This is a genomic window from Rouxiella sp. Mn2063, from assembly GCF_049319665.1.
GTDB lineage: Bacteria > Pseudomonadota > Gammaproteobacteria > Enterobacterales > Enterobacteriaceae > JBMOUD01.
This window is the reverse complement of the sequence record NZ_JBMOUD010000006.1, coordinates 156992-179098: the sequence shown is the minus strand read 5'-3', so window position 1 is coordinate 179098 and position 22107 is coordinate 156992. Positions and strand designations below refer to the sequence as shown.

Annotated in this window: 19 protein-coding genes; 14 read left to right on the top strand and 5 right to left on the bottom strand. The window is 49.4% G+C overall.

The window, feature by feature from the left end; translation table 11 throughout:
• Window positions 1-23: 23 nt before the first annotated feature.
• A complete protein-coding gene (locus tag ACL9RG_RS11505; protein WP_422792751.1) occupies window positions 24-1550 on the top strand; it encodes a YdgA family protein in 1527 nt (508 codons plus the stop codon).
• A 114-nt stretch (window positions 1551-1664) separates the two neighbouring features.
• Here the strand turns inward: ACL9RG_RS11505 and malI are convergent, their stop codons facing one another.
• The gene (gene malI / locus ACL9RG_RS11500; RefSeq protein WP_422792750.1) at window positions 1665-2696 is read right to left on the bottom strand and encodes a Mal regulon transcriptional regulator MalI; all 1032 of its coding nucleotides are present in this window, start codon (window positions 2694-2696) and stop codon (window positions 1665-1667) included.
• A gap of 275 nt (window positions 2697-2971) precedes the next feature.
• Here malI and malX point away from each other — a divergent pair, with 275 nt between their 5' ends.
• From malX to add, 3 genes are all read left to right on the top strand, one after another.
• Window positions 2972-4591, top strand: a complete 1620-nt coding sequence (gene malX, locus ACL9RG_RS11495) for a maltose/glucose-specific PTS transporter subunit IIBC (protein WP_422792749.1) — start codon at window positions 2972-2974, stop codon at window positions 4589-4591.
• A 51-nt stretch (window positions 4592-4642) separates the two neighbouring features.
• Window positions 4643-5821, top strand: a complete 1179-nt coding sequence (locus ACL9RG_RS11490; protein WP_422792748.1) for a MalY/PatB family protein — start codon at window positions 4643-4645, stop codon at window positions 5819-5821.
• 150 nt (window positions 5822-5971) lie between these two features.
• The gene (add, locus tag ACL9RG_RS11485; RefSeq protein WP_422792746.1) at window positions 5972-6973 is read left to right on the top strand and encodes an adenosine deaminase; all 1002 of its coding nucleotides are present in this window, start codon (window positions 5972-5974) and stop codon (window positions 6971-6973) included.
• Between the two features lie 89 nt (window positions 6974-7062).
• Here the strand turns inward: add and ACL9RG_RS11480 are convergent, their stop codons facing one another.
• Window positions 7063-8079: a bile acid:sodium symporter family protein gene (locus ACL9RG_RS11480; RefSeq protein ID WP_422792745.1), complete on the bottom strand. Its 1017-nt coding sequence runs from the start codon at window positions 8077-8079 to the stop codon at window positions 7063-7065.
• Between the two features lie 417 nt (window positions 8080-8496).
• Here ACL9RG_RS11480 and ACL9RG_RS11475 point away from each other — a divergent pair, with 417 nt between their 5' ends.
• The 9 genes from ACL9RG_RS11475 to ACL9RG_RS11435 all read left to right on the top strand — a co-directional run bounded on the left by ACL9RG_RS11475 (window position 8497) and on the right by ACL9RG_RS11435 (window position 15721).
• The gene (locus ACL9RG_RS11475) at window positions 8497-8952 is read left to right on the top strand and encodes a DUF2569 domain-containing protein (protein ID WP_422792744.1); all 456 of its coding nucleotides are present in this window, start codon (window positions 8497-8499) and stop codon (window positions 8950-8952) included.
• Between the two features lie 98 nt (window positions 8953-9050).
• Window positions 9051-9632, top strand: a complete 582-nt coding sequence (gene rsxA, locus ACL9RG_RS11470) for an electron transport complex subunit RsxA (RefSeq protein ID WP_422792743.1) — start codon at window positions 9051-9053, stop codon at window positions 9630-9632.
• Window positions 9632-10198: an electron transport complex subunit RsxB gene (gene rsxB, locus ACL9RG_RS11465; protein ID WP_422792742.1), complete on the top strand. Its 567-nt coding sequence runs from the start codon at window positions 9632-9634 to the stop codon at window positions 10196-10198. Before rsxA ends, rsxB begins: the two co-directional genes overlap by 1 nt.
• A 1-nt stretch (window position 10199) precedes the next feature.
• Window positions 10200-12383: an electron transport complex subunit RsxC gene (gene rsxC, locus ACL9RG_RS11460; RefSeq protein ID WP_422792741.1), complete on the top strand. Its 2184-nt coding sequence runs from the start codon at window positions 10200-10202 to the stop codon at window positions 12381-12383.
• Window positions 12384-13436: an electron transport complex subunit RsxD gene (gene rsxD / locus ACL9RG_RS11455; protein ID WP_422792740.1), complete on the top strand. Its 1053-nt coding sequence runs from the start codon at window positions 12384-12386 to the stop codon at window positions 13434-13436.
• A 9-nt stretch (window positions 13437-13445) separates the two neighbouring features.
• Window positions 13446-14078: an electron transport complex subunit RsxG gene (gene rsxG / locus ACL9RG_RS11450; RefSeq protein ID WP_422792739.1), complete on the top strand. Its 633-nt coding sequence runs from the start codon at window positions 13446-13448 to the stop codon at window positions 14076-14078.
• Window positions 14071-14790 (top strand): electron transport complex subunit E, encoded by a 720-nt coding sequence (locus ACL9RG_RS11445; RefSeq protein WP_422792738.1) that lies wholly within the window; start codon window positions 14071-14073, stop codon window positions 14788-14790. The genes rsxG and ACL9RG_RS11445 overlap by 8 nt, the downstream gene beginning before the upstream one ends.
• Complete coding sequence (nth, locus tag ACL9RG_RS11440) at window positions 14787-15425, top strand: endonuclease III (protein ID WP_422792737.1); 639 nt, start codon at window positions 14787-14789, stop codon at window positions 15423-15425. The genes ACL9RG_RS11445 and nth overlap by 4 nt, the downstream gene beginning before the upstream one ends.
• Before the next feature lie 71 nt (window positions 15426-15496).
• On the top strand, window positions 15497-15721 hold the full coding sequence (locus ACL9RG_RS11435) for a hypothetical protein (RefSeq protein ID WP_422792736.1): 225 nt from the start codon (window positions 15497-15499) through the stop codon (window positions 15719-15721).
• A gap of 161 nt (window positions 15722-15882) precedes the next feature.
• On the opposite strand, the gene ACL9RG_RS11430 is transcribed toward ACL9RG_RS11435, so the two are convergent.
• From ACL9RG_RS11430 to dacD, 3 genes are all read right to left on the bottom strand, one after another.
• Window positions 15883-16377, bottom strand: coding sequence for a DUF2501 domain-containing protein (locus tag ACL9RG_RS11430; protein WP_422792735.1), 495 nt, complete (start codon window positions 16375-16377; stop codon window positions 15883-15885).
• A 147-nt stretch (window positions 16378-16524) separates the two neighbouring features.
• Window positions 16525-17439, bottom strand: a complete 915-nt coding sequence (locus ACL9RG_RS11425; RefSeq protein ID WP_422792734.1) for a LysR family transcriptional regulator — start codon at window positions 17437-17439, stop codon at window positions 16525-16527.
• Window positions 17440-18241: 802 nt separating this feature from the next.
• Complete coding sequence (dacD, locus tag ACL9RG_RS11420; protein ID WP_422792733.1) at window positions 18242-19411, bottom strand: serine-type D-Ala-D-Ala carboxypeptidase DacD; 1170 nt, start codon at window positions 19409-19411, stop codon at window positions 18242-18244.
• 385 nt (window positions 19412-19796) lie between these two features.
• On the opposite strand from dacD, the gene ACL9RG_RS11415 reads away from it, so the two are divergent.
• A complete protein-coding gene (locus tag ACL9RG_RS11415) occupies window positions 19797-22103 on the top strand; it encodes an FdhF/YdeP family oxidoreductase (RefSeq protein ID WP_422792732.1) in 2307 nt (768 codons plus the stop codon).
• Window positions 22104-22107: the final 4 nt, after the last annotated feature.

Sequence of the window (22107 nt, the reverse complement as noted above, 5' to 3'; positions counted from 1 at the left end):
GAATTGAAAGGATGAACAGAACTATGAAAAAATCGTTAGTCGCTGTAAGCGTCATCGTAGTACTTGGCGCGGCCTGGACAGGCGTATCGTGGTATACAGGTAAGCAGCTTGAAAGCCACATGAGCGAAATCGTTAATGATGCTAACGCAAATATTAAACAATCATATCCTAAGTCAGGCGTGAGCTTGAGCTATGAAGACTACCAACGCGGTATTTTCAGCAGCTCAGTACGTTTGGTACTGCAACAAGCCGCAGGTGCAGGCAATGCTGCCGAACTTAAAGCGGGCGAAAAAATTGTGTTCCTGGAAACCATCGATCACGGCCCTTTCCCAACCTCTCAACTGAAAAAGCTCACGCTGATCCCAAGCATGGCTTCAATACATTCAGAATTGGAAAATACTCCGCCGGTCAAAGAATTGTTTGATGCCACTAAGGGTAAATCCTTTATTACCGCAGACACCCGTGTTTCTTACAGTGGTGATACTGCATCAGCGATTACTTTGTTGCCCGTGGATTACCAAAAGAACAACAGCAAGCTGGAATTTAGCGGCGCTAAATTGGATATCGATTTAGGCAAAGATGTCAAAAAAGTCGACGTTGATGCCAACAGCGACAGTGTCGCTTTTACCTCACCAAATCAGTGGGGACAATTAGAGAAGGTTGTACTTAGCGGTATCACCATTAAGAGCAATACTAACGGTGGGAAATTCAACCTAGGTGGTATCGGCAGCCAAAGCCTGGCCGTTAAAAACGCAGCCGTTAATATCGATGGTAAAGACACCGCCACGCTGGCAGGTTTTGCCTTAAACAGTAAATTTGACGAAGATGGCAATAATGTTAATGGTGTACTGAACTACACCATGGACTCACTGAAAATTCAGGGAATGGATTTCGGTGCCGGCAAACTGAATGTCAAAATCGATAAGCTTGATGGCCAGGCGCTGAAACAATTTACTGATACCTATAATCAGCAAGCCATGCAATTGCTGCAACAGTCTGATGAGCTTGACCCACAAGTCTATCAACAACAAGCAAGCGCGCTGCTGTTGAATAACTTGCCTATTCTGCTTAAAGGCAACCCAAGTATTAGTGTTGATCCATTGAGCTGGAAAAATGATAAGGGTGAAAGCACCTTTACTCTGCAGGTAGGCTTTAAAGATCCTACCGCTTCACCACAAGCGACAGACGAAGCTCAACTGGTTTCTAACCTGCTAAGTAAGGTTGATGCGAAATTAACGATTCCTGTCGCCATGGCCACTGAATTAACCACTCAGGCAGGAAGACTGCAAGGTTACGATGCAGAACAAGCTGGTGCGTTAGCAAAACAGCAGGTTCAAGGGTTGGCGGCTATGGGAGAAATGTTCAAATTAACCACGCTGAAAGATGATGCGATCAGCAGCGAGCTGCACTACGCAGATAACCAGATTAACCTTAACGGGCAGAAAATGACCCTGCAAGATTTCGTCGGGTTGTTTGGTATCTTCGGTGGACCGGGTGCCGCGGATCAGAGCGCACCAGCACCACAAGTTGAAGCACCTAGCGCGCAATAATGCCACCAGCTCAGCTGGTATTAGGGTACACAAACGCAAAACCAGCCTTTAGGGCTGGTTTTTTCTTGCCTGCTCGTTTAGGCAACGAACCTTAAGACGTAACTGAGACGGCTCTCAGGCCGATTCCCGCTCAATTAACACTGGCGGTACAATAATGTTCTGCACATCAAATACCTGTCCAGCTATCCGCATTAACAGTCGCTTGGCAGTCGCGTGTCCAATATCCCGTGCTGAGCTGGCAATGGTGGTTAAACGTGGTTCGGTTAATTCCGCCTCTGGCGAGTCTTCAAGACCAATCAACGCAACTTGTCGCTCGAAAAAGTGGTTTACTGCCCCGCTTCCGACCTGATTGCCTGTGCGTAACACCCCAAAATAAGCGCCCATCGCCACCGACGCTTTATGGCAAACAATCGCGCTAATCTTAGGATAGCGCCGCAGCAACGCTTCCGCAGCATCGGCAGCAATTTTGTGTTGGTAATCGCACTCGATAATCCACTCGCTGCGAAAAGGCAGACCATATTGCAGCAGCGTGGCGCAAAAACCGCCTAAACGTTCTGCTCGCGTCAGGGAATCACTTAATCCACCGAGATAAGCAATTTGTTTGTGCCCACGATTGATCAGATATTCGGTGGCCATTTTGGCAGTGAGCACATTATCCGCACGCACCACGTCCAGTCCATCAGCGCCACCAGAACGAGCGGCACAAATTAAAGGAACCTGTTGTTCTTGCGCCTGTTTTTGCAGACCACTCAGGCTGTGTACGCCATCGGCAATCACAATACCATCTACACCATGAGTGAGTAGCGTATCAAAGCAGCGCTGTAATCCCTTACCTGACGGGCCGCTCTGCAATAAGAACAGCACTTTACCCGCGGCCTCGAGGATTTCACTTAACCCGGCCGTCATCTGCGCATAAAAAGGTTCACAGATATCGCGCACAATCAGGCCAACGACGCCTGACTCTCCCCCTCGCAGTGCGCTGGCCTGCCGGTTGCGCACAAACCCTAGCTCATCGATGGTTTGGTTGACGCGTAACGCCGTCGCCGCCGATATCCGCCCTTTACCGCTTAATACCAATGACACAGTGGCAACTGACACACCCGCTTGCAGGGCAACATCGGTGATAGTGATTTTCTTACTGCTCATATTGACCACTCAATTGGCTAAGCATGGGATGACCACATCTGAAAAAACTCTCATCAACATCCATAAGTTAAACGTTTTACCTAAAAAATGATTGCGGTGGTAAAACATCCATAAATTATGTGACTTTTGACACGAAATAATAAGGTAAAACGTTTTATCTTATGCCGACTAAAACACCACACAGACCCAACATGACCTCGTAAAGGTCAACCACAACAATATATACCTAAGCGACTTCGAGATCTTGAAGGGCGATGGGTACAGGGGAAATCATCATGCCGACAAATCAAAAACAACGCATATCGCTTTGGGAGTTTTTCCAAAGCCTAGGTAAAACCTTTATGCTCCCGGTTGCCCTGCTGTCCTTTTGCGGCATTATGCTTGGCATCGGCAGTTCGTTAAGCAGCCGCGATGTTATCACGCTCTTACCTTCGCTCGGCCACCCGATTTTCCAGTTGATCTTTACCTGGATGAGTAAAGTCGGATCGTTCGGCTTTAGCTATCTCCCTGTGATGTTCGCGATGGCCATTCCTCTTGGCATGGCACGTGAAAATAAAGGTGTGGCGGCGTTTTCTGGCTTTGTCGGCTTTGTGGTGCTCAACCTGGCGACGAACTTTTATCTCACCACCAAAGGCATCCTGCCAACCAATGACCCATTGGTGCTGAAAGCCAATAATATCCAGAACATTCTCGGTATTGAGTCCATTGACTCCGGTATTCTGGGTGCGGTGATCGTCGGTATTATTGTTTATCTGCTGCATGAGCGTTTCAATACTATCCGCCTGCCCGACGCGCTGGCTTTCTTCGGCGGTACACGCTTTGTCCCGATTATTACGTCAGTTGTTTTAGGATTATGTGGATTAGTCGTACCGTTAATTTGGCCGTGGTTCGCCGCCGGTATTAACGGCTTGGGATTACTTATTCATGATGCCGGGATTTTCGGCCCGTGGATCTTCGGTACCGGTGAACGTCTGTTACTGCCTTTTGGCTTGCAACATATCTTGGTGGCGATTATTCGCTTCACCGAAGCTGGCGGTACGCTTGATGTCTGTGGCCGTGAAGTCAGCGGCGCGTTAACTATTTTCCAGGCGCAGCTATCTTGCCCGACTACCCATGGCTTCTCTGAAAGCGCGACGCAGTTCCTATCGCAAGGTAAAATGCCTTCATTCCTCGGCGGCTTACCAGGTGCGGCGCTGGCTATGTATCACTGCGCTAAACCAGAAAACCGTCATAAAATTAAAGGCCTGTTAATTTCTGGCGTTGTCGCCTGTGTCATCGGCGGTACGACCGAACCTATCGAATTCCTGTTCCTGTTTGTCGCACCTGCGCTGTACCTGCTGCACGCTATCTTGACTGGGTTAGGCTTTACCATCATGTCGGTATTGGGTGTGACTATCGGTAACACCGACGGCAACCTGATTGACTTCGTGGTATTTGGTATCCTGCACGGCACCGCGACCAAGTGGTATTTAGTACCGGTTGTTGCCGCTATTTGGTTTGTCGGTTACTACCTGATTTTCCGTTTCGCTATCCAGCACTTCAATATCAAAACGCCAGGGCGGGAATCAGAAACGACACCTAACGCGGCTCCAGCACCAAGCGGCAGTAAGTCCGGTTATAACGTGCCGGTCATTCTTAACGCACTGGGCGGCGCAGCCAATATTATTACTCTGGATAACTGTATTACCCGCCTGCGTCTTTCTGTGCATGATATGTCGTTGGTTGATGACGCAACGCTGAAAGCCAACCGGGCAATTGGTGTCGTACATCTTAACGAGCACAACTTGCAAGTGGTGATCGGCCCGCAGGTACAGTCAGTGAAAGATGAGTTAGATAGTTTGCTACGACAAGCAGTAACGTCGTCATCTGCTGCGGGTGCTCCCTCATCCGTCTGATTATTTAATCTATTCAAAAGTGGCCTGCGGGCCACTATTGAGTGAGGCCTTATGTTTGATTTCTCTACCCCGGTCGACCGACACGGTACATGGTGTACGCAGTGGGATTATATTGCCGACCGTTTTGGACAAGACGATCTCCTGCCTTTCACTATCTCGGATATGGATTTCGCCACCGCGCCGTGCATTCTCGATGCGATGCAACAACGTATCGGCCATGGCGTATTTGGCTATAGCCGCTGGCAGCATGAGGATTTCCTCAGCGCCATCGAGCATTGGTATCAACAGCGCTTTGCCAGCACTATCGACCGGCAAATGGTGGTTTACGGCCCGTCGGTGATTTACATCGTGGCGCAGCTGTTACGTCAATGGACACAACCCGGCTCGCATATTGTCACCTTCACGCCCGCTTATGATGCTTTCTACAAAACCGTCGCTGGCAACGACCGTCAGCTTATCGCCTGCCCACTTAGCAAAACAGATAACCACTGGATAATGGATGTTGATTTGCTGGAGTCGCAATTGGCTTCCCCGCATTGCCAGTTACTGCTGCTGTGCAGCCCGCACAATCCAACGGGTAAAGTGTGGAGCAAAGCAGAACTACAGCAAATTGCCGCCTTGTGCCAACGTCATCAGGTCAAGGTGATTAGCGATGAAATTCACATGGATATGCTGTGGGGTGACAGTCAACATACGCCATGGAGTGAGGTTGCCACCTGCGAGTGGGCATTGATCACATCGGCATCCAAAAGCTTTAATATCCCGGCGCTCACCGGCGCTTATGGCCTAATATCGTCCCCCGCCAGCCGTGATGCTTATTTGCACCAGTTAAAACAGTGTGATGGCCTGTCCTCTCCGGCGGTGCTGTCGGTGTTAGCCCATATCACCGCGTATCGGCAGGGCGAATCATGGCTAGATGCCCTGAGAGAATACTTACAGGCTAATCTGCATTATGTGGCAGAACGACTTAACCATGCTTTCCCACAGCTAAACTGGCAACCGCCCCAATCGACCTATCTGGCGTGGATTGATTTACGTCCATTGGCGATCGACGATGACGAGTTACAGCAAGAGCTGATTAACCAGCAAAAAGTTGCCATCATGCCTGGTACCACCTACGGCGATGAAGGCAAAGGTTTCTTACGCCTGAATGTTGGCTGCCCGCGCAGCAAATTGGAAAGCGGCGTCGATAAACTGATTGCCGGTATTCAGGCAATGCAAACGCGATAATCCGTCACGCAGATTAACGTATTTCTATCGGGCATCACTGCCCGATTAGCAGGATATATCAGCAGTTAGCCAGCAAGCAGGTGTTAGTTACATCAGATATGGTTATAATGCTGTGCACTTTATAAATTATAAATAATATAGGTGCTCACCATGATCGATTCCCACATTCCCCTGACTGATATTCATCGCCACCTCGACGGTAACATTCGCGCGCAAACCATTCTCGATTTAGGCCGCCAGTTTAATTTAGCCCTGCCTGCTGATGAGCTTGAAGCTCTGCGTCCGCACGTACAAGTAATGGAAACTGCGCCAGATTTAGTCAGTTTCTTGCAAAAACTGGACTGGGGTGTAGCGGTGCTAGGCTCGCTCGATGCCTGCCGTCGAGTGGCGCAAGAAAACGTTGAAGATGCGGCACGCGCGGGTTTGCACTACGCCGAGCTGCGTTTCTCTCCTTACTATATGGCGATGAACCACAAACTTCCGGTGGCAGGCGTGGTTGAAGCGGTGATCGATGGCGTGCGCCGCGGCTGTCAGGATCACGATATCGATGTTCGCCTGATTGGTATTCTCAGCCGTACTTTCGGTGCTGACGCTTGCCGCCAAGAGTTAGAAGGCCTGCTGGCACATAAACAAGGAATTACTGCATTGGATTTGGCCGGTGACGAACTCGGCTTCCCAGGCGGTTTGTTCCTCGATCACTTCAACAAGGGTCGTGATGCTGGCTGGCACATTACTGTGCACGCTGGCGAAGCTGCTGGCCCGGAAAGTATCTGGCAGGCGATTCGCGAACTCGGCGCTGAGCGTATCGGCCACGGTGTGAAAGCCGCACAAGATCCGGCGTTGATGGATTATTTGGCGAAACACCAGATTGGTATCGAATCCTGCCTGACCTCGAATATCCAGACCAGTACTATCGCATCACTGGATAAACATCCGCTGAGTACCTTCTTGCGCCACGGCGTGCTGGCGTCAATCAATACCGATGATCCAGCGGTTCAAGGCATTGAGATTGAACATGAGTACCGCGTTGCCGCGCCGGCTGCCGGTCTGACACCCGCAGAGATCCGTCAGGCACAGCAAAATGGTCTGACAATGGCCTTCTTGTCTACTGCAGAGAAACAAGCGCTGCGCGATAAAGTTGCCGCACGTTAATAAGTCTCTCCCATGATTTAGGGAGGAAGTCACAATAAAAAAGGGCGCAATCTTTGAAGGTTGCGCCCTTTTTCTATCATGTAGCCCGCTTATTTCGCTTCTGGTTTCGCACCTGACGTCCCTAAAGCAGCCTGCTCTTTAGCAACTTTTTTAGCGTAACGCTGCGCCAATACCGCACAAACCATGAGCTGTACCTGATGGAAGATCATCAATGGCAATACCATCGCGCCAACAGCTGCCGCTGGGAAGAGTACGTTCGCCATTGGAATACCGTTCGCCAGGCTTTTCTTCGAACCGCAGAACACAATGGTGATCTCATCCTGGGTATTAAAGCCCAGCCAGCGCGCCACATAGGTATTGATCAGGATAACAATGGCCAGCAGCACAATGGTGCAGCCCAGAATAGCCAACAGCGACCAGCCATCAATTTGATGCCAAATCCCCTCAACGACCGCTTCGCTGAATGCAACATAAACCACCAGCAAAATAGATGACCGGTCAGTAATATTAACAATCTTTTTATGACGAGTAACCCAGGCCGCAATCAGTGGGCGACAAAGATGTCCTACGACGAAAGGCACCATCAGTTGCAGCAGGATTTTGCCGATCGCATGCAACGTATCGCTAGATCCGCCCTGAGTGTGCATCAGCAATCCCACCAGAATTGGCGAGAGGAATACCCCGAGAATACTCGATGCCGATGCGCTACAAATTGCGGCGGCAATATTACCACCGGCTACCGAGGTATAGGCAATCGCCGATTGTACCGTCGCAGGCAATGCACAAAGGTAGAGGAATCCAAGATATAGCGTTGGAGTTAGCACGCCTGGCACCAACCATTGCATTCCCAATCCCAACAACGGGAATAAAGCAAAAGTACTAAGGAACACCACCAGATGGAGACGCCAATGGCCAATACCCGCCAGAATATTCTCGCGAGATAATTTTGCCCCATGCATAAAGAACAACAGTGCAATCGCGATAGTAGTCAAATGCTCAAACAGCACTTTGTAAATCCCCTCACAAGGGAAGAACGAAGCGATGATCACCACAGAAATCAACACCAGTAAAAACTTATCAATACGTAAACGCTGCAACCAAGACATAAAACCGACTTCCCTTAATCAATACGTACCCTGCAAATACCAAACCCTGAGTGTGAACGTCACTCTGTGGCGCTGATAGATAATTTAATCAATTTCACTATCGGTTTACTCATCACTGAACGAGCAACCGACTATTTTTTACAAAAACGCTGTAATTTGACACAAGCAGAAACCCTGCCACAACCACTATGTAAAACAATATTCATTTTGCAGACATTTTCCTTCACAAGACATCGCATAAATTCGATAGAGTCGAGCTCTACAGCAAGGTAAACTGTTGTGTTGAAAAAAGGTCATCGCGCCTAAATAAAGTCACTATGCCTCAAATAAGGTCATTGATCTCATTAACCTTCATTAGATCTAGACTGGTGATGGCAATACTGACGAGCATTCCCTGCATACGAATAAAGGCTAATTATGTCTCACAACTCGCTTGTTAACGACCCAAGCTATCAGCGCATTGGCGGCTGGCTATTGGCCCCATTGGCTTATCTGTTTGTTACCTTTCTTAGCGTACTTTTGATGCTGGCGCTTTATTCGATGGCATTTTTTGTGCCTGAATCGCGCACCTATCTGTTGACCAATTCACAAGCCTTCACCATGCAATGGTTCTTCTCTGTTGTGACTACACTGGCGATGGGATTGTTCACTGCCGTGGTGATATGGCAATTTTGTAAACGTGCTCGTGCCTTACCCAAGCTGTTTATTATTTGGCTGCTCTGTACCGTGCTATTAGCGGTTAAATCTTTTGCCTTTTCGCCGATTAACGACGATATGGCAACACGCAATTTATTAATGCCTTTACTGGCAGCGGCATTATTAGTGCCGTACTTTAAGCGTTCTCGTCGCGTGAAAGGGACATTTACCGAGTAAATTTATCAATAAAATCATTGAAATCAATGCAATAAACCATTGATTAACTCATTGATTTTAATTGATAATGGTTGGGTTTTTTATTTTCAGGCACTATTATGACTTCATACCTTTTATTGTTTGTCGGCACTGTTCTGGTCAACAACTTCGTACTGGTTAAGTTTTTAGGACTTTGCCCGTTTATGGGCGTATCCAAAAAACTGGAATCAGCCATTGGCATGGGCCTGGCGACAACCTTCGTTATTACGTTGTCGAATATCTGCTCGTGGATAATTAACACCTTTGTGTTGATGCCATTGGGTTTAGTGTATCTACGTACCATGGCATTTATTTTGGTGATCGCCGTCGTCGTGCAATTCACCGAAATGGTGGTGCGTAAAACCAGCCCGTCACTTTACCGCTTGCTCGGTATCTTCCTGCCGCTGATCACCACCAACTGTGCGGTGCTTGGCGTGGCGTTACTCAATATCAACGAAGCCCACAACTTTATGCAGTCGGCACTGTATGGCTTTGCTGCCTCACTCGGCTTCTCATTGGTGATGGTGCTGTTTGCCGCCATTCGTGAACGTCTGGTCGTCGCTGATGTGCCTGCGCCCTTCCGTGGCTCGTCGATTGCGCTGGTTACTGCCGGTTTGATGTCTCTGGCCTTTATGGGCTTTACCGGGCTGGTGAAAGTCTAATGTTTGAATTATGGGTTGCTATTGCCGCGTTAACCTTACTGGCACTCATGTTTGGCCTATTGCTCGGCTATGCCTCGCGCCGTTTTGCCGTAGAAGGCAATCCGGTGGTCGATCAAATCGATTCGCTGTTACCACAAAGCCAATGTGCGCAATGCGGTTACCCCGGCTGTAAGCCTTATGCCGAAGCGGTAGCCAACGGCGACAACATCAATAAATGCGTCCCTGGCGGCGAAGGCGTCATGCTAAAACTGGCCACCTTGCTTAACGTCGACCCACAGCCGCTAGATGGCGATATGGCCGTTGCTGAGCCGGTAAAAAAAGTCGCTTACATTGATGAAAGTAACTGCATTGGCTGCACCAAATGTATTCAGGCTTGCCCGGTTGACGCCATCGTTGGCGCAACCCGCGCCGTACATACCGTGATTACCGATCTCTGTACCGGTTGCGACCTGTGCGTCGCCCCTTGCCCCACCGATTGTATTGAGATGAAGCCGATTAAAACCACCACTGCTAACTGGAAGTGGGATATGAAAACTATTCCGATTCAGGTCGTCCATGCTGAATAACATGTTTACTCTCTTTGGTTCGTTTAAAAAAGACAAAATCTGGGATTTTGACGGCGGTATTCATCCGCCCGAAATGAAAACGCAATCAAGCCAGGTTCCACTGCGCGTTGCCCCTCTGCCAGCACGTTTTGTTGTGCCTTTACAGCAGCACCTTGGCCCTGAAGGTGAACTATGCGTGAAAGTCGGCGACCGGGTATTAAAAGGTCAGCCGCTGACCGTCGGTCGTGGCCGGACGGTGCCAGTACATGCCCCAACCTCTGGCACCATCACGGCCATTGAGCCGCATATCACCGCGCACCCTTCTGGCTTAAAAGAACTTTGCGTGGTAGTAGATGCTGATGGTGACGACCGCTGGAATGAAAGACAACCGATAGCCGATTATCAGCAATTAGATGCCGCTGCGCTCAATCGCCTGATTCATCAGGCCGGCATTGCAGGATTGGGCGGCGCAGGCTTCCCAACCGCCAGCAAATTGCAAAGTGGATTAACCTCCACCCGCACGCTGATCCTTAACGCTGCGGAATGTGAGCCTTATATCACCGCCGATGACCGGCTGATGCAGGAGCACGCCGCGGATATTCTGATTGGCACACGTATTCTTTGCCATATCCTCAAGCCAGAACGCGTATTAATCGGTATTGAAGATAATAAGCCTGAAGCGATTGCCGCGTTTAGAGCTGCCATTAAAGCCGAAGCGACTCACGCATTGCGTATTGAACTGCGCGTAGTCCCGACCAAATACCCATCCGGCGGTGCTAAGCAGTTGACCCAAATTTTAACCGGCCAACAAGTGCCTAAAGGCGGCCGCTCGTCAGACATTGGCGTGTTAATGCAAAATGTCGGTACAGCCTATGCCATCAAGCGCGCCATTATTGACGGTGAGCCGCTGATTGAGCGCGTCGTCACCTTAACCGGTGAAGCGATGCAACGTCCCGGCAACGTGTGGGCTCGCCTGGGTACTCCGGTGGCGACATTGATGGCCGAAGGCGGATTCGAACCGCAGGATGCCAAAAAAATGGTGATTATGGGCGGGCCATTAATGGGCTTTACGCTACCATCACTGGATGTCCCGATCGTCAAAATCAGTAACTGCCTGATTGCCCCTTCATCGAGTGAAATAGGTGAACCTGAGCCAGAGGAAGCCTGTATTCGTTGCAGCCTGTGCGCTGATGCCTGCCCGGCAGCATTATTACCGCAGCAGCTTTATTGGTTCAGCCGTGGCGAAGAACACGAAAAAGCTCGCAATCACAATTTGTTCGATTGCATTGAATGTGGGATTTGCGCCTATGTCTGCCCAAGTAACATTCCGTTGGTGCAATACTATCGCCGCGAGAAAGCTGAAATCCGCGCATTGGATCTCGAAGCCGCACGTGCGACAGAAGCCAAAGCCCGCTTTGAAGCCAAGCAGTTGCGCCTTGAGCGCGATAAACTGGCTCGTGAAGAGAAACATAAAAAAGCGGCGGTTAAACTTGAGAACGCCAGCAGTGATACTGACGAGCAGGATGATGCACCAGCGCCAGTTACGCCAATAAACACCGCGCCGGTTGATGTTCAGGCCACCGAGAATACTGCTGAACTTGACCCACGTCAGGCAGCATTAGCCGCCGCCATCGCCCGCGCCAAAGCAAAAAAAGCAGCCGCACAAGAAGAGATCCCTGTTGCGTCTGAGCCGTTGCCTGAATCAGTCGTGTCTGGTGAAGCAGAAGATCCACGCAAAGCTGCAGTTGCCGCCGCCATTGCTCGTGCTAAAGCTAAGAAAGCGATGGCACAACAAGAAGCTGCGGTAACCACTGAGCCAGCGGCTGCGCCAATATCCAATGCCGAAGAAGACCCACGCAAAGCCGCCGTAGCAGCCGCTTTGGCCCGAGTAAAAGCCAAGAAAACCGCACAAGCTGCCGCAATCAGTCCCGTTGAGGACGATCGGCAAAAAGTGACAACGTCACCTAAACCAGCAGCAGAACTCAGCGTTGATGATAAACGTAAGGCTGCTGTTGCGGCGGCGATAGCGCGTGCCAACGCTAAAAAGGCAGCGGCAGAAAACATTGATGCTGATAATACGCCATCCGTTGATAGCGTATTACCTGCACAGCAAGAAGAGATTGATCCGCGTAAAGCCGCCGTGGCTGCCGCGATCGCACGAGTAAAGGCCCGTAAAGCCGCTCAGACCCAGTCGACCGAGGAATAAATGGCCTTTAGAATCGCGAGTTCCCCTTTTACCCATAACCGTCAGAGCACCAGCACTATCATGCTGCTGGTGTCATTAGCCTGCTTGCCAGGCTTGTTCGCTCAGGTGTGGTTTTTTGGTTATGGCACTTTAGTGCAAATTGCGTTGTCGGTTTTCATCGCTTTATTAGCCGAAGGCGCAATATTACAACTGCGTAAATTACCGGTTAAAAAACGCCTTGGCGATAATAGCGCTCTGCTTACCGCGGTGTTACTCGGTTTAAGTCTGCCCCCGCTAGCGCCCTGGTGGATGATTGTGATCGGCACTATATTTGCCATTATCATTGCCAAGCAGCTGTACGGCGGATTAGGACAAAACCCGTTTAACCCGGCAATGGTCGGCTATGTGGTGTTACTGATCTCTTTCCCGATACAAATGACCACCTGGTTGCCCCCAGATGTGCTGCAAGTTCATCATCTAAGCTTTGGCGATACGCTATTGACTATTTTTAGCGGTCACAGCAGCCATGATTTGACACCTTATCAGCTACAAATGAACGTTGATGGCATTACGCAGGCCACGCCGTTGGATGGCTTTAAAACGGGGCTGCGTTCTGGTCATACCGCCGCACAAGTCTTGAACCAGCCGCTCTTTTCCGGCGTGTTGGCAGGACTCGGCTGGCAATGGATCAACGCCGGTTTCCTGCTCGGCGGTGTATTCCTGATGTGGCGTAAAATAATCAGTTGGCATATTCCTGTCAGCATGCTGGTGATGCTGACCTTCTGCGGCGGATTAGCTTGGCTGTTGGCACCGGACGCTTATGCACCACCGATGATTGGCCTGTTCTCAGGCGCAACGATGCTCGGTGCATTCTTTATCGCCACTGACCCGGTTACCGCCTCAACGACACCCAAAGGTCGTTTAATTTTTGGTGCCTTAATTGGCCTGTTGGTGTGGTTAATTCGAGCTTATGGTGGTTATCCCGATGGCATCGCCTTTGCGGTATTACTGGCAAATATCACCGTGCCGTTAATCGACCACTACACGCAACCCCGCGTTTACGGGCATCGCTAAGGAATTATTATGTTTGAAACAATGCGACGCCACGGGCTGACGCTGGCGATATTTGGCGCACTAATGACCGGTATGACGGCGCTGGTGAACCTTTTGACCAAACCGACGATTGCTGAACAGTCTGTTATCCAGCAAAAAGCGCTGTTCGATCAGGTTATTCCATCGAGTGTTTACGACAATGACATGCAAAACGAATGTTACGCTGTCACCGGCGATGCTTTAGGCAGCCCGGGCCCACACCGGATGTACTTAGCGCGTAAAGATGGCAAGCCCGTTGCCGCGGTTGTTGAAACTACCGCACCCGATGGTTATTCTGGCGCGATTAAGCTGTTGGTTGCCGCTGATTTTAGTGGCAAGGTATATGGCACCCGTGTGCTGGAGCATCATGAAACACCAGGCCTCGGCGATAAAATTGAAATTCGCATCTCGGATTGGATTAAAAGCCTCTCCAATCAAATCATCCACGGCGATAATGACACTCGCTGGGCGGTGAAGAAAGACGGCGGCATGTTTGATCAATTTACCGGTGCCACCATTACCCCACGAGCGGTCGTCCGCTCAGTTAAACGTACTGCGTTGTTTATTGAAACCGTTCCAGCGCAGCTTTCTCACCTCTCAGCCTGTGGAGCGCGTGATGAGTGAAGTTAAAGAAAAAGGCGAAGCCAGGAAAATCATTATCCAGGGCTTGTGGACCAATAACTCCGCGTTAGTGCAGTTACTCGGGCTTTGTCCGCTGCTGGCCGTGACCTCAACGGCGACCAACGCACTCGGCTTAGGGCTGGCAACAACGATGGTGTTAACCTGCACCAATGCCATGATCTCCGCTTTCCGTAAATGGGTACCAAATGAAATTCGTATCCCGATTTATGTGCTGATCATCGCCTCGGTAGTGAGCTGTGTGCAGATGCTGATCAATGCTTATGCTTTCGGCCTGTATCAAGCACTAGGGATTTTTATTCCGCTTATCGTGACCAACTGTATTGTTGTGGGTCGCGCAGAAGCTTGTGCCGCCAGCAGCCCAGTTCATATCGCCGCCTTAGATGGCATGATGACCGGCTTAGGGGCAACGTCTGCAATGTTTGTTCTGGGTTCACTGCGTGAAATCCTCGGCAGCGGCGTGCTATTTAACGGTGCAGATCTGTTACTGGGCAGTTGGGCAAAAGTATTGCGCGTTGAAGTCATCCACCTCGACAATCCTTTCCTGCTGGCGATGTTACCTCCAGGTGCCTTTATCGGCCTTGGCATGCTATTAGCGGGTAAATATCTGATAGACCAGCGGATGAAAGCCCGTAAGGCGGCAAAAGCTGCGGCAGAAAACGCCTTACCACAAGGGAATACCGGCAGCGCGTCATGAATAAAGACAAACGCATCAGCATCTTGAGTCGGTTGCAGGCGAATAACCCGCACCCGACCACCGAATTAGCCTTTACCTCGCCTTTTGAGCTGCTGATCTCAGTATTGCTCTCAGCACAAGCCACAGACGTTAGCGTGAATAAAGCCACCGCTAAACTTTACCCGGTGGCGAACACGCCGCAGACCATACTGGATTTGGGCGTTGATGGTGTAAAGGAATACATAAAAACCATCGGTTTGTTTAATACCAAAGCCGAAAACGTGATCAAAACCTGTCGTATTCTTATCGACAAACACCATGGCGAAGTACCCGAAGATCGTGCCGCATTAGAGGCCCTTCCTGGCGTGGGTCGCAAGACCGCCAACGTAGTGCTCAACACCGCCTTCGGTTGGCCAACCATTGCCGTCGATACTCATATCTTCCGCGTATGCAACCGTACCAACTTCGCACCGGGCGATAACGTCGATAAGGTCGAAGAGAAACTGCTAAAAGTGGTACCCGCGGAATTCAAACTCGACTGCCATCACTGGCTGATTTTACACGGCCGTTACACTTGTATCGCCCGTAAACCTCGCTGCGGCTCCTGCATTATTGAAGACTTGTGCGAGTTTAAAGAGAAGGTATACCCGGAGTGAATCCGGTGTTTAATTTTATGATTTTAGTAAAGTCATAAAAATCACATACCAAGTTGAGGCTTAACTCCCAAATGGCCATCGTTTTTATCCCGCCTTTAATTGCAGTGCTAGAAGCAAAGGAGAAAGAAACTGGTCGCAAATTGACTCAGCAAGAAGTTGAGTCGATACGCGATAATGCTACTGCTATTCAATTACCTGAAGAAATTGCGGGAGATCTTGCCCAAGAACGCGGATATTCGGATGTTGCCGCAGAAAATGTTTGGGATGAATGGCAGAAATATCAAAACATAAAGTGATTAAACTAATGAATGGGGATCGGCTTATTTCAGCTTTTTAGTGCCCTTCATACTTCAAATTATAGTAAATAAACTTATCAGCCTGTCGGTGCCTCGAATTCGCAGCGCGGTCTGTAATATTGAACCCGGTAGCATGGCAGCCACCGGGTAAAATATGGCTTTTAGATAAATGATTTAGCCTGCTTCAAAATCACATCACAAGCTTTCTGTTTCACTTTGTCTTTAATCTGTGACAACCCACCGCCAAGATTATTTAAATCGATATTCTGGCCGTTACCAGTCTTCAACAAACCATCCAATCCTTGCTGATAATCTGGGTTTTGTGCGCCAGAAGCATTTTGAAGCCCCAATTTATCGAGCAATTTATCTTTAATGTTTGCGCTGTTAGTCGTCGATAATACTTTGTTTTTCATACAATACTCCAACACACCGGCAGCATTGCTGGCATTGGTTGAAGCAAGTTTATTGTCTCCGCCATTGAGCAGCGATGTCAAATTTGGCAGCGATGATGCGCCCTTTTCGCTCGAGCTATTATTCAATACTTGAGTAGCCGCATCTTGCAAGGAACCGAGCAAGTTATTGTCAGCCTGTGCAGAAGCCGCCAACAACACACCACTCGCGGCAGCAGCCAGCACCAAATTACGAATCGCTTTCATTTTATACAACTCCTTGATCGATACGATGATAGTCAAAATAATTCATCCAAAGCTGATAGATAGTTCCATATTCTGAATGAGTTAGCGTAGCTTGTGACTATTCTCACCTGCTTGCAATAGGAATAGAGCCAGTTTCTGACGCCTGCTTTATTTAAATTCTCCAGCTTGCTGAGCCAACCAGAGACTTGCCGTATTGAAGAAGTGTTGTGCCAACGCGGTAGCTCGCCCTCCTTCGGCGACCACCAGCGCCGCATGACGGCTCATCGGACTAATATCTAGTGGGCAGCGTTTTAGTGCGGGTGACATCTCATCGATTAAATGCCCACGCGGTACCAACGCACAACCAAGTCCGACAAAAACCCCCTGCATCAGTTGAAAAATAGAGGTACTTTCAATAATGGGATGCAGTTCCAAACCTGCCTGGCGGAAATAATTATCCAGATAGCGGCGAAAATAGCGGCTTGGTTCGGATAAACACAGCGGAAGCGCCGCCACCTGCACGGCGCTGAGAGAGCCTGCAACAGCAAGTTCAGGGAAATGATCCGGGTGATACACCACATCAACGCCATCATCATGCAAAGAACAGATCTGAAAACGAAGTTCGTTAAGCGTTGAAAACTCAAAAAAACCAATACCGACGTCTACCGCATGGCTGCTGAGGGATTCAATCAGTTGATCTGCGCTGACTTCTGACACACGATAATCCAGGCCTGGATGTACATCATGAACCGCTTTAATCAACCGAGCTAACGACACGCTGCATTGTGGCATCACGCCAATACGCAACGTCCCGCTTAACCCTTGCTTAAGAGACTCAACCTCAAGTTTCAGCCCTTCATATACCGCAACTATCTCGCGAGCCCAATTGAGCACACGATCGCCCTCAGCGGTAAAACCTTCAAAGTTATTACCCCGGTTAATCAAATTCAGCCCCAGTTCTTTTTCGAGATTTTTCAGGCGCATCGATAAGGTCGGCTGGCTCACGAAACTCGCCTCGGCAGCACGACCAAAATGCCGCTCCCGCTCGAGATTACACAGATAGATTAATTGTTTTATGTCCATGAGATGCAGGCCAAGCGAAGTAATAAATATCCGAAGTATATCAGGTAGACCGAACTGGAGGCGGTTTCTTTAAGCCAGAAGGGCTTGGTGTATTAAAGCAATGACCGTGCTTTAGGCGGTTTTAAATATCGTTCAGTGTTTTTTCGGTTTCTTAAATACGGTGCTCAATATTGCTCCGCAGCCTAAACCGAGTTAAGGGTGGTTAGCGCCACCCTTAACAATCTCGCGCTTTTTCCAACCTTATTAGCCAGTCCAGTGGCGGCCATGTTTCAGAGACTATGGTGACAGGCGCAAATTTCATGGCTCCGCCATGCCTTCCTCGGATTCGAGCCAGCTTCGCCGTCTCTCCACCACTCGTCAGTGAAATTTTGAGTGCGCCAACAAGCTTTTACTTCAAAAACTAAACTGCTTCTGCTTTTTGTTTGTGCTGCTGTTGATTTTAAGTCACCAAGCGCACTCAAAATGCCACCGGTGAAGTGGTGAAAGACAATGGATTTATCGTTGGCTTGAACCCGAAATCGGGAAGCCTGGAAGGCTGGCATTTGCGCTAGCACAGAGGCCGCTGAAACATGGCCGCCACTGGATACCTTGTTATGTTAGTAAAAAGCGCGGGAAGCCTGAAGGGGCGGCGCTTACCGCCCCTTCGGTCGGTTTCGGCTGCGGAGTAACATTAAGCACCGCAGTTGATAAACCGAAAAATTCACCGTTCTGGTTTTCTAAAACCGCCTAAAGCACGGTCATTGCTTTAATGTACCAATGCACCAAGCCCTTCTGGCTTAAAGAAACCGCCCAAGCTCTCGGTCTAGAGCTTCAACTTAACGTAATCGACCAAGCGGCTTACCATTCCACCTTTCGGTACGTCTTCCAGTGCCACCAGCGGCAAGGTTTTGATGGTCTTATCGCCATCAACGATATTGATGGTGCCGACTTGCTGGCCTTTTTGCAGCGGCGCGTCTAACTGAGGATTGGTCAGAACGTATTGCGCTTTAACTTTGTCGCTGTCTGCCTGTGGAATGTTCAGGTAAACATCACTCTGGCTGCCAACTTTCACTTGATGCGCATCACCAAACCAAACTTTTTCGTTAGCGACGCTTTGGCCCGCTTTAAACACCTGCATGCTGGTAAATTCGCGGAAGCCCCAGGTCAGTAATTTACGCGCCTGTTCTTCACGACCTTTACTGCTCTTACCGCCCATCACCACGGCGATTAAGCGACGATTACCTTCGGTCGCAGAAGCGATAATGTTAAAACCAGCGGTTTCGGTGTGGCCGGTTTTCAAGCCATCAACGTGCAGGTTTTGATCCCACAACAGGCCATTACGGTTTTGCTGAGTGATGTTGTCATAAGTAAGGGATTTCTCACCATACATATGATATTCCTCTGGCTCGCCGCCGATAATAGCGCGAGACAGTTTAGCCAGATCGTAAGAGGTCGTGTATTGCCCCGGTGCATCAAGGCCATGTACTGTTTCAAAGTGGGTATTAGTCAATCCCAGTTTATCAACATACTGGTTCATGCTTTGTACAAACGTCGGCTGATTACCTGCAACAAAGTCAGCCATCGCTACGCAAGCATCATTACCCGAGTCAATAATGATCCCGCGGATCAAATCACGCACCGTCACCCGGTCGCCAGGCTTGAGGAACATCAATGAAGAACCAGCCAGGCTTTTATTCCCTGCTACCCAAGCTTCTTGCGGTACCGTAACCACATCGTCCATGCTGATTTTATGGGCGTCGAGCGCACGGTCAATCACATAGCCTGTCATCAGCTTGGTCAAGCTGGCAGGGTTGCGGCGCTCATCCGGGTTACCGGCGGCCAGCACATCACCTGATGCATAATCCATTAACACGAATGACGCGGCATCAATACTCGGTGGCGCGACTTGATAGTCCAGTGGAGCAACCGCCCAAGCACTACCTGCGGAAATTAACAACACTCCAGTTACTATACTCAATACAGTACGCTTCACTCATTCATCCTCAAACTGTGGTCAAGCTGACATAGCCCAAATCAGGGCCGCAACTTCATATTAAAAAAAGCCATTTCGCCGCATAGGGTGCATCAATTCAAGGCTAAGCAAAACAATTAGACTTTTGCGAAGAGTTTCATAATGAAACCATTTGCTTACATTTTGCTTCACTCGTCCCGATAACGCGGGCTTTTAAAGGCGGCAGGCCGCGCATTATCCCTATTATTAAGACAAAGTCATCATCAACCTGCTCTATCCCACGATTGCGATATTCGATTAGACGATATTGCATCCCCCCACTAAACTTGTGACATAAAAATAACAACTCGTTTAACAATCGCTCAAAGAGATTGTTAAGCTCATAACACCTGCGAAGACACAAATTATGAAATTCAAATCTGAGATAAAGCCTTACACTGGAGCAGCCGGTGGCTGGGGCGCGTTGGAGTCAACCACGCGCTTTGTACTCGACAGTAAAAACACCCTAAAAAACCTGCGCAATTTAATGCGTGTTAATAAAGGCCGTGGATTTGACTGCCCGGGTTGTGCCTGGGGCGATGATAATCACAGTACTTTCAGTTTTTGTGAAAACGGTGCGAAAGCGGTCAGTTGGGAAGCCACGCGTAGAGCCGTCGAGCCAGAATTCTTCCAGCAACATAGCGTCAGCAAGCTGCGTGCCCAGAGTGACTATTTCCTCGAGTACCAAGGCCGTCTGACCCATCCGATGCGTTACAACCGCACGACCGATCATTACGAACCTATCAGTTGGGACGATGCGTTTGCTCTTATCGCAAGCCATCTCAACGGGTTAGAAAGCCCAGACCAAGCTGAGTTCTATACTTCTGGTCGCGCCAGTAACGAAGCGTCTTACCTTTATCAAGTTTTTGGCCGCATGTTCGGTACCAACAATTTCCCTGACTGTTCGAATATGTGTCATGAAGCCAGCGGCGTGGCGTTGAAACAAAGTATCGGCGTGGGTAAAGGCACTATCCGTTTGGATGACTTTGAGAAAGCCGATGCTATTTTTGTCTTTGGACAGAATCCCGGCACGAACCACCCGCGTATGCTGCATAGCCTGCGTCATGCTGCCGATCGTGGCGCAAAAGTCGTCAGCTTTAACACCCTTCGTGAACGCGGCTTAGAGCGTTTTGCCGATCCGCAAAAACCACTAGAAGTTGTCACCACTAAATCAGGCCGCATTAGCTCTGCGTATTACCAACCTAATCTGGGCGGTGATATGGCCGTGGTGCGTGGCATGGTAAAAGCCCTGCTCGAAACCCATCGTGAACGTCTGGCCAACGGACAGCCTTCTCTATTCGATGAAGCTTTTATTGCCGAGAACTGCGTCGGTGTTGAAGACTATTTCGCTATCGTTGACCAAACCAGTTGGGAGAAAATTATCGAGCAGTCTGGTTTGAGTGAAAGCGATCTACGCGAAGCTGCAAATATTTATATGCAGGCTGAACGCGTAATTTGCACCTGGGCCATGGGCCTGACTCAACATAAACACTCGGTACCCACTATTCGAGAAGTGACTAATCTCCAGTTGCTATTCGGTCAGTTGGGTAAACCAGGTGCGGGTCTGTGCCCTGTTCGTGGCCACAGTAACGTACAGGGTAACCGCACTATGGGTATCGATGAGAAAGCGCCAAAAGTGCTGCTTGATAACATGGAGCGTCATTTTAAATTCACTCCGCCGCGTGAAATGGGTCATAACACCGTCGAAGCGTTGGAAGCCATGTTGCGCCATGAAGCCAAAGTATTGGTTTGTCTTGGTGGTAATCTGGCATCTGCTGCACCAGACACCCCACGCACGCTGCAAGCGATGAGCAATTGTGAGCTGACTGTACAAATCAGTACCAAACTCAATCGGAGCCATTTGACGCCAGGGCATGATGCGCTGATCCTCCCTACGCTTGGGCGTACCGAATTGGACATCCGTGCGACCGGCTCACAATTTATTACCGTCGAAGACTCCTTTAGTATGGTTCACGCCTCTGAAGGCGTCGGGATACCATTATCACCTGAGCAACGTTCAGAAACCGCTATCGTTTGTGGTATCGCCAACGCCGTGCTCGGTGACAAATATATGGATTGGTTAGCACTGGCCGAAGACTACAATTTGATCCGCGATCATATTGAAGCAACGGTACCCGGCTTTACTGATTTTAATAAACGTTGTGATATTAAAGGCGGTTTCTATCTGGGCAATGCCGCAGCCGAGCTGAAATTTGCAACGCCAAATGGCAAAGCCAACTTTAGCCACGATCCGCTGCCTGAGCGCGTGATCCCGGAAATTAATCAGAAAGCGCCATTTACCCTGCAAACATTGCGTTCGCATGACCAATACAACACCACAATTTATGGTTTAGATGACCGTTATCGTGGCGTGTATGGTCAGCGTGAAGTGTTGTTCATTAACCCGCAGGACCTGGCCGATTTAAATATGGCAGATGGCGAGTTAGTAGAAATAGAGACGCTATGGACCGATGGTATCGAGCGTAAAGTGACCGGGTTTAAGCTGGTCAGCTATGATATTCCGCGTGGCAATTTGGCGGCTTATTATCCGGAAACCAACCCGCTGGTTCCGCTGAACAGCTTTGGTGACCAGACGCATACTCCTACCTCAAAATCTGTTCCTGTGGTGATTCGCCGCTGTGAACAGCAACCCGATCTACAGCGTATCGCCTAAGGTT

Excerpts from the sequence above, each read along its gene's own strand:
- ACL9RG_RS11505 (WP_422792751.1), top strand. The coding sequence starts at position 24 with ATGAAAAAATCGTTAGTCGCTGTAAGCGTCATCGTAGTACTTGGCGCG.
- malI (WP_422792750.1), bottom strand. The coding sequence starts at position 2,696 with ATGAGCAGTAAGAAAATCACTATCACCGATGTTGCCCTGCAAGCGGGT.
- malX (WP_422792749.1), top strand. The coding sequence starts at position 2,972 with ATGCCGACAAATCAAAAACAACGCATATCGCTTTGGGAGTTTTTCCAA.
- ACL9RG_RS11490 (WP_422792748.1), top strand. The coding sequence starts at position 4,643 with ATGTTTGATTTCTCTACCCCGGTCGACCGACACGGTACATGGTGTACG.
- add (WP_422792746.1), top strand. The coding sequence starts at position 5,972 with ATGATCGATTCCCACATTCCCCTGACTGATATTCATCGCCACCTCGAC.
- ACL9RG_RS11480 (WP_422792745.1), bottom strand. The coding sequence starts at position 8,079 with ATGTCTTGGTTGCAGCGTTTACGTATTGATAAGTTTTTACTGGTGTTG.
- ACL9RG_RS11475 (WP_422792744.1), top strand. The coding sequence starts at position 8,497 with ATGTCTCACAACTCGCTTGTTAACGACCCAAGCTATCAGCGCATTGGC.
- rsxA (WP_422792743.1), top strand. The coding sequence starts at position 9,051 with ATGACTTCATACCTTTTATTGTTTGTCGGCACTGTTCTGGTCAACAAC.
- rsxB (WP_422792742.1), top strand. The coding sequence starts at position 9,632 with ATGTTTGAATTATGGGTTGCTATTGCCGCGTTAACCTTACTGGCACTC.
- rsxC (WP_422792741.1), top strand. The coding sequence starts at position 10,200 with ATGTTTACTCTCTTTGGTTCGTTTAAAAAAGACAAAATCTGGGATTTT.
- rsxD (WP_422792740.1), top strand. The coding sequence starts at position 12,384 with ATGGCCTTTAGAATCGCGAGTTCCCCTTTTACCCATAACCGTCAGAGC.
- rsxG (WP_422792739.1), top strand. The coding sequence starts at position 13,446 with ATGTTTGAAACAATGCGACGCCACGGGCTGACGCTGGCGATATTTGGC.
- ACL9RG_RS11445 (WP_422792738.1), top strand. The coding sequence starts at position 14,071 with ATGAGTGAAGTTAAAGAAAAAGGCGAAGCCAGGAAAATCATTATCCAG.
- nth (WP_422792737.1), top strand. The coding sequence starts at position 14,787 with ATGAATAAAGACAAACGCATCAGCATCTTGAGTCGGTTGCAGGCGAAT.
- ACL9RG_RS11435 (WP_422792736.1), top strand. The coding sequence starts at position 15,497 with ATGGCCATCGTTTTTATCCCGCCTTTAATTGCAGTGCTAGAAGCAAAG.
- ACL9RG_RS11430 (WP_422792735.1), bottom strand. The coding sequence starts at position 16,377 with ATGAAAGCGATTCGTAATTTGGTGCTGGCTGCTGCCGCGAGTGGTGTG.
- ACL9RG_RS11425 (WP_422792734.1), bottom strand. The coding sequence starts at position 17,439 with ATGGACATAAAACAATTAATCTATCTGTGTAATCTCGAGCGGGAGCGG.
- ACL9RG_RS11415 (WP_422792732.1), top strand. The coding sequence starts at position 19,797 with ATGAAATTCAAATCTGAGATAAAGCCTTACACTGGAGCAGCCGGTGGC.